Source organism: Herbiconiux gentiana, from assembly GCF_024978135.1.
GTDB classification, from domain to species: Bacteria; Actinomycetota; Actinomycetes; order Actinomycetales; family Microbacteriaceae; genus Herbiconiux; species Herbiconiux gentiana.
In genome coordinates this window covers 645,675-663,219 of sequence record NZ_JANTEZ010000001.1, presented here as the reverse complement: position 1 = coordinate 663,219, position 17,545 = coordinate 645,675, and the positions used below count along the sequence as shown (strand labels likewise).

At 69.6% G+C, this 17,545-nt stretch carries 8 protein-coding genes; 1 reads left to right on the top strand and 7 read right to left on the bottom strand.

Annotated elements, in window-relative coordinates:
- Positions 1-53 precede the first annotated feature (53 nt).
- The 7 genes from proA to NVV95_RS02955 form a co-directional block, all read right to left on the bottom strand.
- A complete protein-coding gene (proA, locus tag NVV95_RS02985; RefSeq protein ID WP_259485045.1) occupies positions 54-6,107 on the bottom strand; it encodes an anti-phage protein ProA in 6,054 nt (2,017 codons plus the stop codon).
- 136 nt (positions 6,108-6,243) lie between these two features.
- Positions 6,244-6,420 carry a hypothetical protein gene (locus NVV95_RS02980; protein WP_259485044.1) on the bottom strand — a complete coding sequence of 59 codons (177 nt, stop codon included), beginning with the start codon at positions 6,418-6,420 and terminating at the stop codon, positions 6,244-6,246.
- A gap of 659 nt (positions 6,421-7,079) precedes the next feature.
- The gene (locus NVV95_RS02975; RefSeq protein ID WP_259485043.1) at positions 7,080-13,454 is read right to left on the bottom strand and encodes an RHS repeat-associated core domain-containing protein; all 6,375 of its coding nucleotides are present in this window, start codon (positions 13,452-13,454) and stop codon (positions 7,080-7,082) included.
- On the bottom strand, positions 13,451-14,200 hold the full coding sequence (locus NVV95_RS02970; RefSeq protein ID WP_259485042.1) for a hypothetical protein: 750 nt from the start codon (positions 14,198-14,200) through the stop codon (positions 13,451-13,453). Before NVV95_RS02970 ends, NVV95_RS02975 begins: the two co-directional genes overlap by 4 nt.
- 207 nt (positions 14,201-14,407) lie before the next feature.
- Positions 14,408-14,716 carry a type II toxin-antitoxin system death-on-curing family toxin gene (locus NVV95_RS02965; RefSeq protein WP_259485041.1) on the bottom strand — a complete coding sequence of 103 codons (309 nt, stop codon included), beginning with the start codon at positions 14,714-14,716 and terminating at the stop codon, positions 14,408-14,410.
- A gap of 77 nt (positions 14,717-14,793) precedes the next feature.
- Positions 14,794-14,958, bottom strand: coding sequence for a hypothetical protein (locus NVV95_RS02960; RefSeq protein ID WP_259485040.1), 165 nt, complete (start codon positions 14,956-14,958; stop codon positions 14,794-14,796).
- A gap of 10 nt (positions 14,959-14,968) precedes the next feature.
- A complete protein-coding gene (locus NVV95_RS02955) occupies positions 14,969-15,178 on the bottom strand; it encodes a hypothetical protein (protein WP_259485039.1) in 210 nt (69 codons plus the stop codon).
- A 122-nt stretch (positions 15,179-15,300) separates the two neighbouring features.
- Here NVV95_RS02955 and NVV95_RS02950 point away from each other — a divergent pair, with 122 nt between their 5' ends.
- On the top strand, positions 15,301-15,897 hold the full coding sequence (locus tag NVV95_RS02950) for an RNA polymerase sigma factor (RefSeq protein WP_259485038.1): 597 nt from the start codon (positions 15,301-15,303) through the stop codon (positions 15,895-15,897).
- The last annotated feature ends 1,648 nt before the right edge of the window (positions 15,898-17,545 follow it).

Below are 17,545 nucleotides of genomic sequence, written 5' to 3'. Positions count from 1 at the left end.
TATTCAGCAACTACAAGTCGTTGATGGGCGCCTGTGCGCTACGTCAGTCTTCGCTAGGACGCTGATTGGATGATGCCCGCTTCGGCGCGGCGGAGGCGGGCGGTCTCGATGCCCAAGTCGAGGGCCGCGTCCAGGCGGGTCCTGATGGCCTCCGTCATCCGGCGGCCGCCGAAGACCGCGAGGGCCTCGCGCTTGAGGTCGGGTTCGGCCAGGCCCGCTGAGGCTTCCGCGACGATGGACATGGCGTTCGCGATCTCGATGAGGGAGACGTGGTCGAGGGAGCGGCCGTCGCGCTGCTGCGAGGAGCGAGCGCCGCGCCAGGTCGTCGGGTCGACGTCAGTCGGCCAGGCGAAGGGCTCGGTCGAGTGTGTCGTCATCTCGGCGGGGACGTGGCGGAGGATGGCCGTGGCACGGGACTGGGCAACCTTGTTCAGGTCGAAGGCGGCTGCGACGAGTTTCGCGAGGCGCACCAGCTGCACCGGGCCCTCGGTCGTCACGATCTCGCGGATGACGGCCTCGACGGCTCGGGCCGCGTCCTGGCGGGGGAGCGCGTCGAGGACTGCGATCGAGCCGACGCGGCGCGGCACCCAGGGCGCGTAGGGGGAGAGGAGGTCGTCGTGGGTCGACGTCGGTGCCGCCGTCGCGATCGAGCGGAGGAACAGGTCGGGCTCGGCGTCAGCGGGGGGAGTCGGCGGCACGGCGAGGTGCGGCTCGGCGTCGTCGATGTCGGGGTCGGCCTCGAGCGCCTGCTCGACCATCGAGGCGACGCGGGCCAGCTGCGCGCCGTTGTCGGCGGCAGACAAAGCGTCCGCGACCGCCAGCTCCAAGCGGTCTAGCACCGCCTCGCGGGCGTGCAACCATTCCGGCAGCCACACCCGTTCGACCCCCGGCCAGTGCATCAGGTTCTTGAGCACCTCCGTCGGGAGGCCGTCGCGGTCGGCCACCGTGCGGCGGGCCCTCCAGGAGTCGCCGTCGAGGAGGACCGCGAGGAGGGGGCGGTCGGGGGTCGCGGCCGGGGCCACACTGAGGTCGACACGGAAGTCGGAGAGGCCGACGTCGGTCTTCACGGCCAGGCCGCGCATCCGCAATTCTGCAGCGATGTCGTCTCGGTGGCGGTCGAAGATGGCCGTGCGGCGGGGGTCGGCTGCGAGGGCGTCGGAGCCACGGGAGGCCATCTCGAGGTAGGACTTCAGGTGCTTCACGCCCACCGAACTGGTCTGCTCGGCGCGGAGCTCTGATGGGTCGAAGCTCGCGAACAGGAGCACCTGACGGCGCGCTCGCGTGACCGCCACGTTGAGGCGGCGCTCGCCGCCGGCGCGCTGCAGGGGGCCGAAGTTCAGCGGTAGGAATCCCTTGTCGTTCACGCTGAAGGCGATCGAGAAGAGGATGGCGTCGCGCTCGTCGCCCTGCACGTTCTCGAGGTTCTTCACGAACAGGCCCTCGCTGTCGTAGTCAAGGGCCTTCAGGATGCGCTCGTCGCCGGTGTCGCGCAGCAGGTTCTCGATGAAGTCGCGCTGCTGGGCGTTGAACGTCACCACGCCGAGCGACGGGGCCTCGAACTCGGCCAGAGGAACGTCAGCCTGAGCGCGAGCGGCGGCGTCGAAGCGGCGACGGATCTCGGCCACGATCGCCTCGGCCTCGATGCGGTTGGTGCGCAGCTCCTTGCCCTTGCCGGCGCGGTTGAAGACGCCGTTCACGCGCACCATCGAGACGCCGTAGCCGTCGAGGGCGTTGCGCTCGGTCGGGCGGAGGGGTGCCGGGAACGACGAGAGGCGGCTCTCATAGTAGTGGTGGTTGCTGAAGGTGATGAGCGACTCGTCCTGGCTGCGGTAGTGCCACGACAGCCACTTGCTCGGCACCTGCGACTGCACGCACTCCGAGAGGATCGACTCCTCGTCGGCCACGGCGACCGCCTCGGCCGAGAGCTCGAGCTCGTCGTCGGCGTCGATGGCCGTCTCGCCGAAGCTGGTCGGTGGCATCTGCTTGCTGTCGCCCACCACGACGACGGAGCCGGCTCGGCCCATGGCGCCCACTGCATCCGCCACCCGGATCTGCGAGGCCTCGTCGAACACCACGATGTCGAACAGGCCCGGCTTCGCGGGGAAGAAGCGGGCCACCGACTCGGGCGACATCAGGGTGATCGGCAGGATCTGGGTGATCAGCTCGCCGAAGGTGTCGAGCAGGGTGCGCACGCTCATCCCACCACGCTGGCGCTCGAGCTGGCGGCGCAGCAGGCCGACCTGGCCGGCGGGCGCACTCGAGTCGAAACGCCTGAGCGCCAGCACGTGCGCCGGGATGGCGTTCGGCAGCTCGGCGCGGATGGCCAGCGCACTCGTGGTGAAGCGCTCGATCGAGCGGTTGTGGGCGGTGGGGTCGAAGTCGGCGAGGCCCGTGCTCTGCTCGCGCTCGTCGACGGATGCCGCCGCGAGACCCTTCTCGAACGACAGGCGGGCGTCGTCGGCTGAGAGGTCGCCGGCTTCCAGAGCGCCTACCGCCTCAGTCAGGCCGCGGCGGCGGAGGGGGTCGAGAGCGCGGGAGAAGGCGAGCCAGCGGTCGAGGGCGACCGGGGCGGGGGAGTCGACGGCTCGGCCGGGGCGGGTGGCGGCCCAGGCGTCGAAGAAGCCGCGGTGGGCGGGGGCGGCCGTCGGCTCGCTCGTTTCTCGTGCTGTCGCCCAGTCGGCAAGGCCGTTCGCCGTCGTGTGCGCTGCGGCGATGAGGTCGCCCCAGGCGGTGCTCAGTGCCGACAGGGCTGCTGAGCGGTTCGTGTCGGATGCGGTGGTCTCGTAGAGGCGGCGGCTCTCGGTGGTGAAGGGGTCGGGCTGGTCGCCGGGGCGCACGCCGATGGTCGAGCCGACCCAGCGCAGCCAGGCGATCTGGCTGCGGGCCGCGTCGGCGTCGCTCGGGCGGAGCGGGTTCCAGTCGGTGGCGAGGTGAACGCCGGGCAGCTGCTGCACGGTGGCTCGCAGGGCGTTCGCGTGCTCGGCCGAGGCGGCGATCTGGCCGGTGAGGGTCGAGAGCTGCTTGAGGTCGACGGCGTCGGGGGCCTTCAGCACTGTTACGAGGCGTGCCGCGACCGCGCGCCGGCGCTTCTTGCGGCCGAAGAAGCCCGACTGGTCGGCGGCCAGCGCCTCGGCGTGGATGCCCGCCGCGTCGAGCGCGATCGCCTCGGGCTGCGCGTGCTGCAGCCAGGGCGGGGGAGTCTGCGCCAGAGTGACGAGCTGGTCGAGGACCGACTGAGCGTGCTGGTTCCAGGGGCTCGTCGTGTCGCGGGCGGCGTCGATCACGGCGAGTGGTTCGCGCTGGTAGCCGTCGATGCGCGACCAGTCGGCGATCTGCTCGGGGGTCTGTGCCAGGTCGATGAGCTCGGGGGCGTTCCCGGCGTTGACGGCCATCTCGATCGCGTTGTCGAGCGTCTTCGCCGCCGCGTGCGTGGCGGCCGCATCGATCGGCGCTTCCGGTCGGTCGACCACGAACCCCCACGGGTTCACCCGCTGCGGCCGCACGTAGTCGGCCGTCTCGGGCAGGTCACGGAGCGCGGTGCGGATCGCGTCGAAGTCCTCGGGCGCGCCGCCTGCTACCAGCGACGCCGGCACCGGCAGGGCGGGCACGAAGGCGTCGGCCGCGAGCTCGCTCGTGCGCGCCGAATACAGGGAGAGCCCGGCCGGGTTGCTCTCGTGCAGCCGGTCGGCGTAGCGCGAGAGCGTGCGGCGGTTCGAGTTCGCGATCTCGAGATTTGTGGTGAGGGCGGCGCCGTCGGTCGTCACCCGGTGCTCGAGCGCCGACTTGATCTGTGCGCGCACCGCGGTCGGCCGCGCGCCCTTGTCGTGCAGGTCGAGCGAGAACGGGCCGAGGCCGATCTCCTCGAGACGGCGCTGCACCACGCTGAGGGCCGCCCGCTTCTCGGCCACGAACAGCACGCGCTTGCCGTCGGTGAGCGCCTTCGCGAGCAGGTTCGTGATGGTCTGCGACTTGCCCGTTCCGGGAGGGCCCTCGAGCACGAAGGTGCGCCCCTGCGCGGCTTCGGCGACGGCCTCCAGCTGCGAGGAGTCGGCCGGCACCGGGCACTGCGCGCTCAGGGCGTCGAGGTCGACGGTGCCCTCGGCCGCGGGCGGCACCGGGTCGGCGAAGGCCGCGGTCGGCGTCTCGATCAGGTGCTTCACGAGCGGGTTGGCGGCGAGCGACTCCCAGTTCTCGTCGAGGTCCTTCCAGAGCCGGAACTTCGCGAACTGGAGGATGCCCAGATTCACGGTGTCGTCGACCCGGAAGGGCAGTCCAGCATCCAGAACCGCCTGCCGCGTCGCGGTGAACGCGGCCTGCAGGTCGATGCCCGAGCCATCCTGAACCGGCTCGGCCAGCCCCGGGATCGTGAGGTCGAACGCCTGGCCCAGTTTCTCGAGCAGGCAGTAGTTGGGGGTGGATGCGCCCGACTCGTCGAGCGTGAGCCGGTAGAGCGAGCCGCGGTTGGCCGTCGTCAGTGTGACCGGCACGAGGATGAGCGGCGACCGCAGCTCGCGGTCGTTGAACGTCCAGTGCAGCATGCCGAAGGCGAGGTAGAGGTTGTTGGCGCCCGTCTCCTCGACGATCGTCTTCGCCTTGTAGGCGAGGTAGCGCAGCTTCGTGGCGTACGACTCGTCGGTGATGTCGATGTACGCCTCCTTGCGGTCGGCGAGCAGCTGGGCGCGCGTCTCGTCGGGCAGCTCGCGCCCGTACTGGATCTTGCGCTCGCGATCGACGGCGCTCACGGCGTTCGAGGGTCGCAGCGACAGCTGCAGCCCCGAGCTGATCTGGTCCTCGAGCTGCGCGAGGGAGCCGCTCGGCACCGCGAGCGAGTAGCCGGCGCGGTCGGTGAAGTTGATCAGCCGGTTGCGCAGGCTCAGGTCGAGCAGCGAGTTCTTCCACTGCGCCACGCGGGGTGGGGCGGATGCTCGACCCGCCCCTTCACCGCCGGCCGCCGTCGTGGCGCGGCCGTCGCGCGTCGCCACCCGCGGGGCCACCCGGTACTCGGTGACGACCACGCTGCCGTCGGCGTCGACCGACCGGGACGGCAGCGGGAAGATGCTCGCCGACCGCGCCGCGCCCACGTCGACGGCGCCGATGAAGGTACTCGGCGCGCCCTCGATGCGGGCTCTCGCGGCGCTCTTCGCTGCCTCGACGTCGCCGGCTCTTTGGTCGGTGACGGCCGTCGTCTCGATCAGCACGATCTGGCCGAGCGCCACCCGGTTGATCAGGTCGGCGGGCTCGACGTCGACCACCGAGCCCAGTTCGCTGTTGTGCCGCCAGTAGCCGAGCAGGGCGTGGCCGTCGAAGATCCACAGGGTCGAGTTGATGCCGGCCTGCTCCAGAGCAGCGGCGATCACGACCGTCGTGTCGAGGCAGGTGCCCACCCGGCCCTCGAGCACCTCGGCCGGGGTGCGCACCTTCTGGCCGGTGCCCGCCCAGCTGGCGGGCGGTTCGGCATAGCGGATGCCGCGTTCGCGCATCGCCTCGAAGATCGCCGCGACCGTCGCATCCACCCGGGTCGGGTCGTCGAGCTGGTAGCCGGTCATGCTGCGGTCGCCCGTGGTCTGCTCGAGCAGCTCGCCGGCCTCGTGCAGGAGCGGCTGGATCGCGGCGGCGTTCGGCTGCACGTAGGCGGGGAGCAGCTCCATGCCGAGCTGCACCGGGGTCGTGCGCCACTGGGAGGCGGCGAGGACGTCGACGTCTGCCGCTGCCTGCGCGATCAAGGTGCCGTCGGCGTCGCTCAGGCGGGCGGTGATGCGGCCGGGGCGCTGCTCGTCGACGGCGAGCATCGTCGCGGGGTCGAGGTGGAGGGTTCGCTCATCCAGGGTGATCGTGGCGTGCTCGGCTAGGTCGATCAGGGTGGTGCTCGGGGCGCCGAGGGAGCCGAAGGCGTCGGTGGCCTCGATCTCGAGGGCCGCGCCGCGGCGGGCGGGGCCGTCGTTCGTGATGGTGACGGCTTCGAGCGCGGAGAGGCGGGCGTTGGCTAGGGCGTAGCTGACGACGCCGGCGGTCGTGAGCTCGAGCCTTGCTGTTGCCGTTGTTGCCGTCGTCTCGCGCTCGCCGGCGCCTTCGGGCACACGGCTGACTTCAGGGTTGTTGCTATCCATCGAGCTGCTCCCGGCGCTTCACGGCGATCGAACGCGCAGCGCCCGCCCACCTCGTCACTGCGTCAGACGAGCATACTTCCGGCCGCCGTCCCCGCCGATCGGGAAGCCCCGCTCAGCTCGTCCCCGACGGATGTCATCAGAGGAGGTCATCGAAGTTGGTTCGAGCGGTGAGCTCGTCCATCCGCTTCATCGGTAGATAGTCCAGGAGCGGCTTGGGCACGAGCGGGCGGAGTGGGCCTCGTTCGAGCGCGACGCAGAAGTTGAAGTCGAGCCAGGAGATGACCTGGCGGGGTGAATGATCGTGTCGGAGCATCCATGGCCCGGCACATAGCCACACGACCAAGGAGGTGGGGACTACTAGCCAAAGCGCGAGCCCCCGCAGAACCACCAGGATGGCCGCGGGGAGGAGGGGCATAGATGTCGGTCGTTTGATCAAGGAGTTCCTCTCGACGTTCAGTAGTGACTCGCTCTCTGGTGACTGGTGAAGTCGGCGTCGAGGCTGTTGGAGACCGAAGCTCGACTGCACTGATCTTCGTGCTGGAGCTAGCCGTTACTTGAACCGGGGCGCGCGAGCGCGCTTAGCGATCACTTTGAGCTCGGACCGGGTGCGACGCTGTACCACCACCACCACACATGCGGTGCTGAGGGTGGCCATTACGATCGCGACTACGGACGGCTCAGAGATAAGCCGGAACAAGTCCAACCCGAGGACGAGGATCATTGGAACGAATGATGCACGCTTGCCGCGTCGCATGAGCCTCCACGATATCCAGACAGGCCCGAGGAATAAGACTGTCGTGATCACGAGAATCGTCACTTGACTTGCGACGTAATCGGTCTGTACGGACCGCGGCCAGTCGACGCGCACGGTAGCAGTCAGCATCACCGCGGAGTACAAGACCGCCTGAGCCAGCAAGATCCGCGACACCAAGGCAGTCATCGGAAGTTCGTGACGAGCACTGAACATGTCGCTCACCACCAGCCTGGATAGTATTTCGGTGCGCCACTCGTAGTCCTGGCCCAATACTCCATCTCTGCCTTCCACCAATCACTCACAGTCGGTGCGCTCGCTGCCGCCTCTTCCGGGTCGGGATCGCACGATCTGGTCTTCACGCACCGCAACAGGAATGGCGCAAGATCGAGGGCCGCAGCGCCGAAGGTGCTCCAAGTCTCCGCACAGTAGTAATCGCACGCTCCATACTTCGCCTGCAGATAGTCGCTGCGGCCAATGCAAACCGGATCGATGTACCCTGACTTCCAGACCTCCTGGTCAGGGCGACACAGCGGATCATGTGGTGAGGGGCTCTTGAAGCCGGAGATAGCTGAGCGCTTAGCGGACAGCATGTGCCGCACCGCCATCGACTCCTCGCGGTTGCACGGCTCACTAACTGAGCAGGACCCACCCCATCCTCGGCTGCTGACGTACTCTTCGCTGCTGCCGCCGCCCGAGTAGTAGTAGTCCGGGGGTAGACCCTGATCAGATGCGGCGTAGTAGTCGCTGGCCGTAGGCGACGCTGAGCGGCCCTGGCTCGTGGGGGTGTAGTTCCAGCCGGTGTTGGACTTGCTGGAGGCGGATGCCGCCGGGTCCCAGGGGCGATGGCCGTCGGGGTCGATGAGGGTGGTGGGGGAGTTGGTGACGTAGGCGTAGCGGGCCGCGGTTTGGGGGTGGGCGAGGAGGCCGCGCCAGGAGTCCTGGGTGAGCCAGGTGCCGGTGGTGGGGTCGTAGGTTCGGGCCAGGTAGGTGTTGAGGTTGTAGCCGGGGTCGGTGCGTTCGCCGGTGAAGCCCGTGGTCGATGACCAGGACGTCGTGTCGAAGGATTGGGTGCCCCAGTCGTCGTAGGTTGCGAGTTGCGCGATCGACGAGCCGGTGGCTTGGGCGACCGTCGACCCGGGGCGGTCGAGGAGGGACCAAGCCGCATCGGAGGCTGGTTCGGCAGACCCTGCGGGCCCGAGTGCGGCGTCGGCTTCGAGGGCGACCTCGCCCAGGGCATCTGTGACGAGGGATGTCGTGCCCGATGGGGCTGCCACCTCAAGAGGGGTCGTGCCGTTCCAGGTCGTGGAGGAAGACGTCGTCCTGTGGGTCGAGGTCTCGGAGGCGGCGACCTGGCGGCCGAGGCCGTCGTAGGCGTAGGTGGAGGAGCGGCCTGCACGGGAGACGCTGTTGAGGCGGCCGTCGGATTGGTAGCCGAAGTCGGTGGTGACCGACGATTCCGTCTGCGAGGTGCGGTTGCCGTTCGCGTCGTAGCGGTAGGACGAAGAGGCAGCGGCGCTCGTCGTGGCGGTGAGCTGGTTCGCCGCGTTGAACTGTGCGGCAATCGTCGTAGCGGCGATCGTCGTAGCGGCGGTCGTCGTGGTGGCGCTCGCCGCCGTGGTCGTCGTCGACGTGCGGTTCCCGGCTCGGTCGTAGGCGTACGTGGATGCCGAGCCGTCGGAGCGGGTGCTGCCGGTGAGGCGGTTGAGGGCGTCGTAGGCGTAGGTGCGGGCATCCGTCGGAGCGATGGAGGGTGCCGGCGCCGGAGCGAGGGTGCGCGTCGCCGACGTCACGTTGCCTGACTCGTCATAGGCGTACTCGAACGTGAGTGATGTGACCATGGCGAGCGGGTCGGGCGGCGTCGGCGCGACCCGGCGGGACAGGTAGTCGCCGCTCTTGACGCAGTCGTCGGCCGAACCCGTCGCGGGCACTGTCCGCGAGGCCAGGTAGCCGGTCGCCGAGGTGCACGTACCGACGTCGGTGGTGACGGGCATCTGCGATGCCGACGGGCTGGAGACGGAGGCAGAGGGCGTGGGCGCCGGAGCGCCCGAGGCAGGGAGGGGAGCCGGGGCCGCGAGCGGCTCGGCGTGCGCGATGCGCGTGACTCGATCGGCCGCGTCGTAGGTGTAGGCCGTCGAGAGACCGGTCGAGCGCAGCTGCGAGGCGAGGTTGCCTGCTGCGTCCCACGTGTAGGCGAGGCTGCCCCAGGGTGAGCGTGTCGCGAGAGGCCGGCCGGCGTCGTCGTACTCGTAGCCGATCGCGGCACCCGAGGGGAGGGTCAGCGTGTCGAGGCGCCCGGCGGCGTCGTACGCGTACCCGACGCGCGCACCCGAGCCGTCGATCTGCGACAGCATCCGCCCCAGAGGGTCGTAGGTCCAGCCCGTGGTGCCAGTTGCATCCGTCATGGCGATCGGGCGCTGGTCCGCGTCGTATTCGAAGGCGACCGACCCGGGGCCGGATGCGCCCGGGTAGGAGATGGTCGAAACGTCTGAACGGGACGTATAGGAATACGTCGTCGTCTGGCCGTTCGCGTCGAGTTGAGACTCGAGACGGCCAGCTGCGTCGAAGCGATAGTTCCAGGCCGAGCCGAGGGGGTTCGTCTCCGAGGTGACGTGGCCAGCCGGGTCGTAGGTGTACGCGGTCGAGTGGCCGTTCGGATCGGTGGAGGTGGCCAGCAGACCCGTTGGCGTGTATAGGTACGAGGTGCGCACATTCGTGTCGGAGTCGGTCGCACCGCGGGCGGAGAAGCCTTCGATCACCGCCGTGAGCTGGCCGACCGGGTCGTAGGCGTAGCGGGTCTCGATGCCGCGCGGGTCGGTCATCGAGGTCTGGCGACCCGCCGCGTCGTAGCCGTACGAGCGCACCGCACCCACCGCATCCGTCTGCGACGCGAGAGCGCCGGTTGGGGTGTACGTCTGGGATGTGGTGTGCCCCAGCGGGTCGGTCGTCGACAGCAGACGGCCGGCCGCGTCGTAGGCGAAGGTGGTCTCGTGGCCGAGCGGGTCGACGGATGCGGTCGTGCGCCCGGCGGCGTCGTAGCGATACGCGGTCGCCCGCTTCAGGGCGTCGATCTGCGAGGTGATCCGTCCGAGCGGGTCGTAGACGGATGCCGTGACCGCACCCAGCGGGTCGGTCGCCGACACGAGCCGCCCCGCCTCGTCGTAGGAGTACGACGTCGTCTGCCCGCGCCGGTCGGTGGCGGAGGTGAGGTGGGAGTCGTCGTCGAACGCCGAGCGAGAGGTCGCGCCCGACGGGTCGGCGACGGCGATGAGTCGGTCGAGGACGTCGTACTCGTAGCTCGTCGTGTTGCCGGCGCCATCGATCGAGGTGGCCAGTCGGCCGACCGCGTCGTAAGTCGAGCGCGTCTGCATCCCGATCGGGTTTGTCTCTCTCGTGAGACGGCCCGCGACGTCATAGTCGAACCGAGTCTCAGCGCCGAGCGGGTCGGTGCTCGCGACGAGCGCTCCGACCTCGTCGTAGGCGTGCTCCCAGACGCCGCCGTTCGGGTCGGTGACCGCCACCGCGCGGTAGAGGTCGTCGAGTGCGAACGCCGTCACGGCACCCAGCGGATCGATGGAGGCCACGAGCTCGTCCTCGCGGTTGTACTCGTAGCGGGCGACGCCGCCCGCCGGATCGGTGACCGCCACGAGCCGGAAGAGGTCGTCCCACGCGTAGCGGGTCGCCGCACCGGTAGGGTCGGTCGATGCGGTGAGGTGGTCGTTCGCGTCGTAGCCGTAGCTCGTGATACCGCCGAGCGGGTCGCGGCGGGACGTCAGGCGGTCGCCCGCATCCCACTGCATCGCGGTGACGGCGCCGAGCGCATCCGTGACCGAGGTAACGCGATTGGCGCCGTCGTAGGTGAACGACGTCACCGCGCCCAGCGGATCGGTCATCGTCACCAGGTTGCCGCGGGTGTCGTAGGCGTAGGAGGTCGTCGCGCCCGACGGTGTCGACGACGTGGCGAGGTTGCCGGCGGCGTCGTAGGTGTTCGTCAGGCGCGTTCCGTCGGCCCGGAGCACCGCGGTGACCTGTCCCTGCGGGGAGACCTCGAAGGTCGTGGTGCGCGCTGCGCCTTCCGGGCCGCCCTCGTCAGTTCGTGAAGCCAGCTCTCCAGTCGGGGTGTAGGTCGAGCGGATCTCGGTGCCGTCGGGCTGTACTTCGCGTGTCACGTTGCCCGCGGAGTCGTAGGTGTACGACCACGTGCGTCCGGCTTCGTCGGCGTAGCGGGTGACCTGCCCGGCCGCGTCATAGGCGTAGCGGGCGGTGTTGCCGGCCGCATCCGTTCGAGCCGTTATCCAGTGGTGAGCGTCGTACGAGAAGGTCGTGTCGTTGCCCTCGTTGTCGGTGTAGACCGTCGAACCGCCGCCCGGGGTGGTCGAGTAGGCGAAGCGGCGCTCGTTGTTCTCGGCGTCGTACTGCTTCACCACGCGGTCGGAGGTGTCGTACTCGTTGCGCAGGTACGTGACGCCGGCGGCATCGGTCGCGGCGAGCATCCGGCTCTCGGCGTCGTAGTTGAATGAGCGCGTTCTGCCGTCGGGGCCGGTGATCGTGGTGAGGTGCCAGGCGGTGTCGTAGGCGAGGCTCCAGCGACGGCCATCCGGATGCACGAACGCGGCGATGTGGCCGAGGCCATCGTTCTCGACGCCGATCGTCTGGCCGCCGGCATCCGTGATGCTCGTCAGCGGCATGAAGTGGGTCGTGTTGGCATCGACGGGCGCGCCGTACGTCAGCGTCGTGGCATTGCCCTGCCGGTCGACGTGACGCACGAGCTCGCCGATGCCGTCGATGTCGGCCGCGTCGAACTCCCAGCTCTCGCCGGTCTTCGTGTCGCTGAGGAGCAGATGGCCGGCGCCCGCCTCCCGGAGCGTCTGGTGCACGCCCGGTTCGGGCGTGTATCCGCCACCGCCGTCGCCGGCGAAGACGAAGCTGGCGCCGTCACCGCGCACGATCATGACCGAGCCGTCGTCGAAGCGCTGGGCGCGAGCGCCGACGCCGAACGTCCAGCCTGTGCCGACACGGGACTCGCGGTCGTCTTGAGCGTTGTAGATGAGGGTGAGATCGGTGACCTGATCGCCGGGGCCGGTGAGCTGGAACAGGGGTTCGTCCTCGACCAGGTTCCCGGTGCTGAACGAGACCGGGTCGGCGCCGTATGTCTGATTGTTCTGGTAGCCGAGGGTGCGCCAGCGCTCGATCTCCGCCGCGCTAGGAGGAGCGGGCCAGCCACCGGTCACGGGACTGGTGCAGTTCGCGCCCTTGCTCACCAGGTAGTCGCCGATCGACCGGGCCGTGCCGTTCACGATGGCCTGGAAACCGGCGGGGTCGTCGATGACACCTCGGTCGTAATTGTTGTCGAGGTAGAGCGCCTCCAGATGTGTCACCGCGCCAGGAAGGCCGGCGAAGTCGGGAGCGGGATAGCGCGGGTCTCCGACGATGCGAGCGGGCCGGCCCGTGTAGCTCGGGAGGGTGCTCACGAACGAGTCGCCGAGAGCGTTGTCGTCGAGGTTGCCGCGAGGGAAGGCCTTCGAGCCGCCGGAGGTGGGGCCCGTGTCCCACGCGGTTCCCGTCGCGGCGTCGAAGGCGAGGGTGACGGTGGCGTCAGGTGTTCGGCTGGCCGCTATGGCGGCACGCATCGCGTGGGAGACGACCGGGGTCGCCGGGTCGTCGCGGGTGATCGTGACGTCGGCCAGGCACTGCGCGGTGAGCAGCGCCCGCACGCCCTGCGCCAGGGCGATGTTGTACGGGAGCTCGGTGACCGGGGGCGCAGGGGTGGTGGCCCAGCCGATGTCGTCGTCGGGGTCGAGCACGACGCGAGGCCTCGGGCTGGCGCGCTTCGGGATGCCGATGACGACGAATTGCGAGAGGTGGTCGAGTTCGCCCTTCACCGTTGTCGTGGCGGGGTCGAAGTAGGAGGGGATGGGGTGCCAGGCGTCTCCCTCCGACTCCCGGGTGTAGATGGTGAGAGTCGATCGGTCGAGGTCGTTCGTCGCGATGAGCGCGTCGTCGGTCGGGAGGGCGAGGCGGATGCCCGGAACGACGTCGGTCGCTCGCGGCGGTGCGGGCACCTCGTCGTTCCCGGTCGGGGCAGCTGTCGCGTCTTCGGCGGTCGTTCCTCGCGCATCGCCGCCCTCGCGAGTGAATGTGGTCGGGAACTTCGTCACCTCGTCGCCGTCGGCTGTGGTCGCCGTGATCTCGGTGACCGGTGACGCCGCGAAGCCTCCGGATTCCGACTGGGCTGAGCGGAGCATCCGCTCGTCGTCGGCGTCTGGGTGGGTCAGGACGACAGCGAGCGGCTCGTCGATGTCGTGGCCGGAGAAGGTGATGGAGGCGCCGTCGGCCTCGGCTGCGACGGTCGATTCTGTGCCGGGCTCGACGGAGCCGGACGCTATCGGTGTCGAGGGCTCGACTTCGGACGTCGGACTGCTCTCCGCCGGTGTGGCGGAAGCCGCCGCCGCGCGCACCTCGTCGAGGGTGCGCTGTGCGAGCCTTTCGGCGAGCAGGGTGGGAGAGGCGATGGATGGCGTGACTCCCGCGGTGATGACGAGAGCCGCACAGAGCAGGGCCGTGATGGCGAGGCGCGACCCGATCGCCGGGCTCACCGCTCGGCGCTCTCGAGCACGGTCTCGTCGGGGGATGCCGGTGAGCGCCTTCGCCGGAGCAGGCGCAGCACGATGCCGCCGGCGACGAGGCCGGACGCGAAGAGGATCGCGACCCAGACGACGGAACCCGTGAATGCCAGATCGGTCACCTCGCGGACGCAGGATTGCAGCTCGGCGGCATCGGCGACGCCGTTCTCGTCGTAGTCCTCGAGACCGGAGGCGCAGGTGGTGTCGCCGCAGATGACCACTTCGGCCCAGTCGGTGGCACCGTCTCCGTCGCGATTCTCGCGGGAGTTCGAGCAGGTCGTCGAGCCGCAGGTGAGGGTCTCGGCGAAATCGGGGATGCCGTCGTCATCGGAGTCACGCGCGGGATCGGCGCAGCGGACCTCGTGGCAGGCGGAGACCTCCACCCAATCGGCTACGCCGTCGCCGTCGATGTCTTCGGTGCCGTCGGCGCAGGTGAGGTCACCGCAGACGACGCGTTCGACGACATCGGGGATGCGGTCGTGATCGACGTCGCAGGCACCGGCGTCGGCCTCTGTGCGGCACGAGGTGACTGGCGCGGAGGGGGACTGGGCCGCGAGCGTCGCTGACGGCGCCGAGATGATGCTGAGTGCGATCGCGATGCTCAGGCCGAGGATGAAGCTCCTGCACGCGCGGCGGCATCGATCACGTACCTGCGCGGCGGCCGTCGTGGTGCGCGGTTCGACGAGATGAGGAAATTGGGCGTGGTGCAGCGATGCCACGAGGCTCCGTTTGATGTGACCGATGCCCGTTCCCACACTGGCGGATGCACCGTAGCACCACAACCGCGATGTGAGCAAATATCAGTATTGCCTGCTGACTGGAGCCGCTCTGCTCAGGCTTTTACTGTGGTTGCGTTCGAAGGATCGGTCTGGCCGGATGGGCCGACGAAATGGCCGGTAGAGAGGCGCGCTGTTCCCCTCCGGTGTCTACCTAGTGAACCAGCTGCTAAGCCACTCGGCGATCCTGTCGATGGAGTCGAGCTGGTCGGACGCCACCGAGAGCATGAGGTCGTACACGGCCCCGATGTCGGTGGTGTTCCAGCAACCGTTCTTCGCATAGAGATTCAGCGTTGTCGTCAGCGCAAGGCGCTTCTTGCCGTCAAACAGCGATTGACTCTTGGCTACGTCGTGAAGGAGCGCTGCCGCCTTGGCGTGGATGCCCGGCTCGGCCGCCTGCCCGAACATCGAAGCCGACTGGCGATCCAGCGCCGAGGGAAGCGGCGCCGAGTCACGCACGAGCCTCTCAGGCTGGTCTGTGTCGAAAACACGACCCGCGATATGACGTGCCTCCGCTAGCGAGACGAGGGCTACGCTCAGGTCTGGGACAGGCGGTCGATCACATATCCGTGCTCGACCAGGAGGCGATCGAGGAGCTGATCCATGGCGTCGACGCCAACGGACGCGTCCTCGACCGCAGCTTCAGAGACGCTCGCCGTGAAGCTCATACCCTGACGCGAGCCGAGGTCATCGATGGACATCTGTGTCGCCTCAGCGGTCGACGCCCCGCCGCCGCACCCCGAGCACGATCAGCACGACCCCCACCACCGCGAGCGCCAGCCCGATGTACAGCCACGTCGGGTCGCCTGTCATCGAGCTGCCTGGGATGAGGTTCGCGCCCTGTCCAGCGAAGACCGCGCCGACCAGCAGGGCGACGACACCGACGATGATGAACGCCAGGCGCCCGGATCCGCTTCTCATGGGCGACACGCTACTCCCGCGGGGGCGCCGCCGCGCATCCGCTCGCCGGAGGAGCTGGTCGGCCGGTCGGGATCGCGGGAACGAGGATGGAACACCTGGGGGGCGATCGGACAGTAGAGGGTATGGGGACGGAAAAGCAGGAGGCGGCGACGTGGGAGGCCGCGTGCGCGGGGGACTCCGCGGCGTTCGCCTCGATCTACGATCTGCACCGGGATCGGGTGTTCGGGCAGGCGCTGCGGCTGATGCGGGAGCCGCACGACGCGGAGGACGTGACGGCGCTGGTCTTCCTCGAGGCCTGGCGCCGGCGCGCATCCGTGCGGGTGGTCGACGGGTCGGTGGTGGCCTGGCTGCTGGTGACCACGAACAACGTGGTGCGGAACCTCGCTCGGAGCAAGCGACGGTATCGCGCCGCGCTGGCCCGGCTGCCGCGACCGTCGTGGCGGGACGAGCAGCCCGACCATGCGGATTCGGTGGGGGATCGGATCGACGGGGAAGCCCGTGACGCCCGGGTGCGCCGGGCCTTCGCGCGGCTGTCGCAGGCCGACCAGGACGTGATCCCGCTCTGCGTGCTGGAGGGGCTCACGCAGACGCAGGCCGCGGCCGTGCTCGGGGTGCCGGACGGCACTGTGAAGTCGCGATTGTCGCGGGCGAAGGCGCGGTTGGCGTCGCTGACCGCGGAGAACGAGGAAGCCCTGAGTACCGCAGGAGGTGGGAAGTGAACGAGTCAGGATTCGATCCGGAGCGCAGTGCGGCCATCCGCACCATGCTGATCCAGGCGGTGGAGGCCGAGCCCGGGCAGGCGCGGCAGGTGCGGCTTCGTATCGCCCTCGCCACGGTGCTCGCGGCGATCGGGCTGACGTTCGGCGGGACGGCCGTCGCGGTCGCCCTCTCGGGCGGGACGCTGTTCGGCGCGGGGGTGCCTGCTGCGGTGCCGACGTCGTCGGCGCCGTCTGCGAGTGCGCCCACGCCGCAGCCCTCGGATGCGGGACCGCCCGTGGCGACGGCTCCGGCGCATCCGCTCGCTGTCACCGGCGATCGCATCCTGCCGCACGACGTCGTGGCGGCGCCGGCCTCGTCGCCTCTGTGGTCGGTGGATCTCCCGGTGCCGGGTGGGGTGCCGGGGTGCTCCTCCGACGACGTGATCGATGTCGCCGACGGATATGCGCTGGTGCAGCAGGTCCTGATGGCGAGCGACTCGCTGCCCGAGGTGTGCGACCGATCGGCGAACCGGATGGCGGTGTCGCTCGTGGACACCTCCCTCGGAGCGATCGAGTGGACGCGGGAGTGGGAGTGGGCGCCGACCACGAGCGGCTCGGCCTCGGCGCAGTTGCTCGGCACGTCGGGTCGGGTGCTGGTCAGGGACGCGACGATCGGCCAGGGGCCGGCGGAGGTGCTCGATCTCGCCACCGGTGCGTCGCTCGGGCCGGTGACCCTGCCTGAGGGCGTCCAGCTGAGGAATCTCAGCATCGTGGCGGGAACATCCGGCGACGTCCTCTACACCGCGCCGCGGCTCGATGCGTCGGGCCAGCCGACGACGTCGTGGACCGTGCGGCGGGCGAACCCGCTCGACCTCGGGAACCCCCGCTGGTCTCACGACTTCGAGGCGAGCGAGGCGCTGGGGTTCAACACGCCCGGCAACTCGAGTTTGATCGCCCACGTGACGTACCGAGGCGGCGACGGCCCGTGGATGCTCGACGTGCTCGATCTCGACACCGGGGCTGTGATGGCGGCGGGGGCGCCCGAGCGCTCCTATCTCTCCTTCGAGGGGTTCACCCTTCGGGCGACGGGGTACACCGAGCGCTTCGTGCCGACCTCGGTGGCGGGCATCGACGACGCCGGCAACGAGGTCTGGAACCGGGACGACCCGTCGGGGATCACTGTCGTTCCGATCGATCTGCCTGGACGAGTGCCCGCGGCCGTGGGGCTGAACGACGGCAGCGAGGTCGCTCTGTTCACCCGGGACGGTCGGCTCGAGCTGGTCGACGGGATCAGCGGGGAGACGATCTGGGCGGTGGATGCCACCGGGTGCTTCTTCACCCCCGACTCCTTCGACCTCAGCTCGGCGGGCCTCCAGCTGCAGCCCGACGGCGTGCTGTTCGACCAGCGCGAGGGCTGCGCCTTCTCCCACGCGACCGGTGCGCCGGTCGACGGTACCGGGCGTCGCGGGAGCGAGCTGGGGTCGGCGGTCGACTATCAGCTGACTGGTGGGTGGGGGACCGGCGGGCAGAGCGCAGTGCAGGGCGTCGTTCCCGGGGCTGGGACGGCGACGGCCTTCGACGTGGTCACCGGTGCTGAGCTGTGGTCGCTGCCGATCGCGTCGGACGAGCGGTGGTGGTCGGCCGGCGGGTATCTCGTGGGGAGCCGGGG